The sequence below is a fragment of the Amycolatopsis sp. NPDC051106 genome, from assembly GCF_040682775.1.
Taxonomy (GTDB): domain Bacteria; phylum Actinomycetota; class Actinomycetes; order Mycobacteriales; family Pseudonocardiaceae; genus Amycolatopsis.
Genome location: NZ_JBFBBQ010000162.1, coordinates 1 through 3155, shown reverse-complemented (window position 1 = coordinate 3155; position 3155 = coordinate 1). Strand labels below are relative to the sequence as shown.

Sequence of the window (3155 nt, the reverse complement as noted above, 5' to 3'; positions counted from 1 at the left end):
GGCGACTTCACCCGCGCCGGCCAGCCACGCAAGACCGCGCCGCACTCGACCACCGGCGCGAGCCTGCACCGCCCGACCCCGCAATGCGGCGACTTCACCCGCGCCGGCCAGCCACGCAAGACCGCGCCGCACCCGGCCACCAGCGCAGACCTGCGTCACCCGACCGCACAGCGAAGCGCCGCCTGCGCCGCGACCAGCCACCCCGCCATCCAGCCGAGGAGGGTTTCGTGACGGACCAGCCTCGCTGTCCCGTGCCGCACCCGGCCGCGGGCCTGCCGCGACGTTCCTTCCTGCGCCGGGCCGCGATGGGCGCCGGCCTGACCGTGGCCGCCGGAGCCGGGCTCGGCGCGTCGTCGGCGATCACCGACAGCACGTCACCGGTTCCCTTCCACGGCCGGAACCAGTCCGCCATCCTGCGGACTCCGCCCACCCAGACCGTCGTCGCCTCCTTCGATGTCGTCGCCGAGTCGAAGGCCGAACTGACCGACCTCTTCCGCGCCATCACCGACCGGGCGCGGTTCCTCACCACCGGCGGGGCACCCGCCGCCCTCGGCATCACCGCGCCGCCCGCCGACTCCGGCGTGCTCGGGCCCGTCGTGCCCGGCGGGGACCTCGGCGTGATCCTCGGCGCCGGCGCGTCGCTGTTCGACGACCGGTACGGCCTGGCGAAGCTCAAGCCCGCCAAGCTGAAGCCGATGACGACGTTCGCGAACGACGCCCTCGACCCCGCCCAGTGCCACGGCGACCTCAGCCTCACGCTGTCCGCTAACTCCACCGACACCGTCCTGCACGCGCTGCGCGACATCGCCCGCGCGACCCGCGGCGGCATGCAGCTGCGCTGGAAGCTCAATGGCTTCAGCTCCCCGCCGCGCCCGGCCGGGACCCCGCGGAACCTGATGGGCTTCAAGGACGGCACCGCCAACCCGGAAGAAGCCGACTTCGACCGTCTCGTGTGGACTTCCGCACAAAACGAACCCGCCTGGGCCACGGGCGGCAGCTACCAGGTCACCCGGCTGATCCGGATGCTGGTCGAGTTCTGGGACCGGGTTTCGCTGGCCGAGCAGGAGAACATGTTCGGCCGCCGCCGGGACACCGGTGCCCCGCTCGACGGCACCGAGGAGACCGACGTCCCCCGCTACGCCGACGACCCCATCGGCACCGTGATCCCGCTGACCAGCCACATCCGGAAGGCCAACCCGCGCACGCCGGAAACCGACGCCAGCCGGATCCTGCGCCGCGCCGTGAACTACGACCGCGGTATCGACGGCAACGGCAACCTCGACATGGGCCTGATCTTCGTCTGCTACCAGCAGGACCTGGAGCGGCAGTTCGAAGCGGTCCAGACCCGGCTGGCCGACGAACCCCTGACCGACTACATCTCCCCGTTCGGCGGCGGCTACTTCTTCGCGCTGCCGGGTGTCACCGGGCCGGACGACCACTTCGGCCGCTCTTTGCTCGCCTGACAAGCGAACCCACCACGAAAGGAATCCACTGTGGACACGAGAATCCGCCGCCGGCGGCGGGGTCTGCTCGGCGCCGGGGCCCTCGCCTCGGTCGCCGTGCTGGCCGTCGTCACCGGCTCCGCGGCGAGCACCGCGGACGCCCAGCCGCTGAACCTGTTGCCCGCGCACGGAATACCCACGGCCACGCCGATCAAGCACGTCGTGGTCATCTTCGGTGAGAACATCTCGTTCGACCACTACTTCGGCACCTACCCGAACGCGGCCAACACCGACGGAACCCCGTTCACCGCCGCGCGCAACACCCCGAAGGTCAACGGCCTGGACCACAAGCTGCTGACGGACAACCCGAACGCCTACAACCCCAAGCGGCTCACGCACGAGCAGGCGCTGACCTGCGACCAGAACCACAACTACGGCGCGGAGCAGGCCGCCTTCGACGGCGGCAAGATGGACAAGTTCGTCGAGAAGACCGAGACGGACAAGTGCACCGGCCAGCCGGTGCTGTTCGGCGAGCCCGGCCTGGTGATGGACTACTTCGACGGCAACACCGTCACCGGCATGTGGAACTACGCGCAGCACTACGCGCTGAACGACAACTCGTTCAACACGGTGTTCGGCCCGTCCAGCCCGGGCGCGATCGACCTGATCTCGGGCAACACCCACGGCGTCCAGGCGGTCGACCCGGTGACGCACGAGCCGGTCAGCGACGCCTACACCGTGCAGTCGCCGGACGCGAACGGCGTCGGCACGATGATCAACGACCCGGACCCGGCCTGGGACGACTGCTCGGGCAAGAACCACACGAGCAAGGACAACCTGGCCACGATGCACGGCCGCAACGTCGGCGACCTGCTCAACCAGCGCCACGTCACGTGGGGCTGGTTCCAGGGCGGCTTCCGCCCCACCGGCGAAGCGAACGGCTACGCGGTCTGCGGCCAGACCCACACCAACGTCGGCGGCAACGCGGTCGTCGACTACAGCCCGCACCACGAGCCGTTCCAGTATTACCCGTCGACGGCGAACCCGAAGCACCTGCCGCCGTCGTCGGTGCAGGCGATCGGCCAGACCGACCGCGCGAACCACCAGTACGACATCGCGGACTTCAACGACTCGCTGAAGGCCGGCTCGATGCCCGCGGTGAGCTTCCTGAAGGCCCCGGAGTACCAGGACGGCCACGCGGGGTACTCCGACCCGCTGGACGAGCAGCAGTTCGTGGTCGGGGAGATCAACAAGATCCAGCAGTCCCCGGACTGGAAGTCGACGGCGATCGTCCTGGCCTACGACGACTCCGACGGCTGGTACGACCACGTGGCTTCGAAGGTGATCAACGGTTCGCACGACGCCTCGCAGGACCAGCCGGTCTGCACGGGCAAGCCGGCGACGCTGGGCGGCTACGCGGACCGCTGCGGCTACGGCCCGCGGCTGCCGCTGCTGGTGATTTCGCCCTACAGCAAGGTGAACCACGTCGACCACTCGCTGACCGACCAGACCTCGGTGCTGAAGTTCATCGAGGACAACTGGTTCGCCGGCCGGATCGGCGACTCGTCGTTCGACTCCCGCGCGGGGTCGCTCAACGGGATGTTCGACTTCTGGTGGCCGGAAGCGAAGAAGGTCACGCTCGACCCGAAGACCGGCGCCGTCGTGCACAGCTAGCCCCAGCGCCCCAATGTGGCGTTCGGTGCGTCTGACGCA

General features: G+C 69.7%; 3 protein-coding genes. All 3 read left to right on the top strand.

The features are described from left to right. Window positions 1-231 (top strand): hypothetical protein (locus AB0M83_RS47360; RefSeq protein ID WP_364529008.1); only part of this gene is annotated, 231 nt, incomplete at its 5' end. Window positions 232-305: 74 nt separating this feature from the next. After that, the gene (locus AB0M83_RS47355) at window positions 306-1463 is read left to right on the top strand and encodes a Dyp-type peroxidase (RefSeq protein WP_364529037.1); all 1158 of its coding nucleotides are present in this window, start codon (window positions 306-308) and stop codon (window positions 1461-1463) included. A 30-nt stretch (window positions 1464-1493) separates the two neighbouring features. Beyond that, window positions 1494-3116, top strand: a complete 1623-nt coding sequence (locus tag AB0M83_RS47350; protein WP_364529005.1) for an alkaline phosphatase family protein — start codon at window positions 1494-1496, stop codon at window positions 3114-3116. The last annotated feature ends 39 nt before the right edge of the window (window positions 3117-3155 follow it).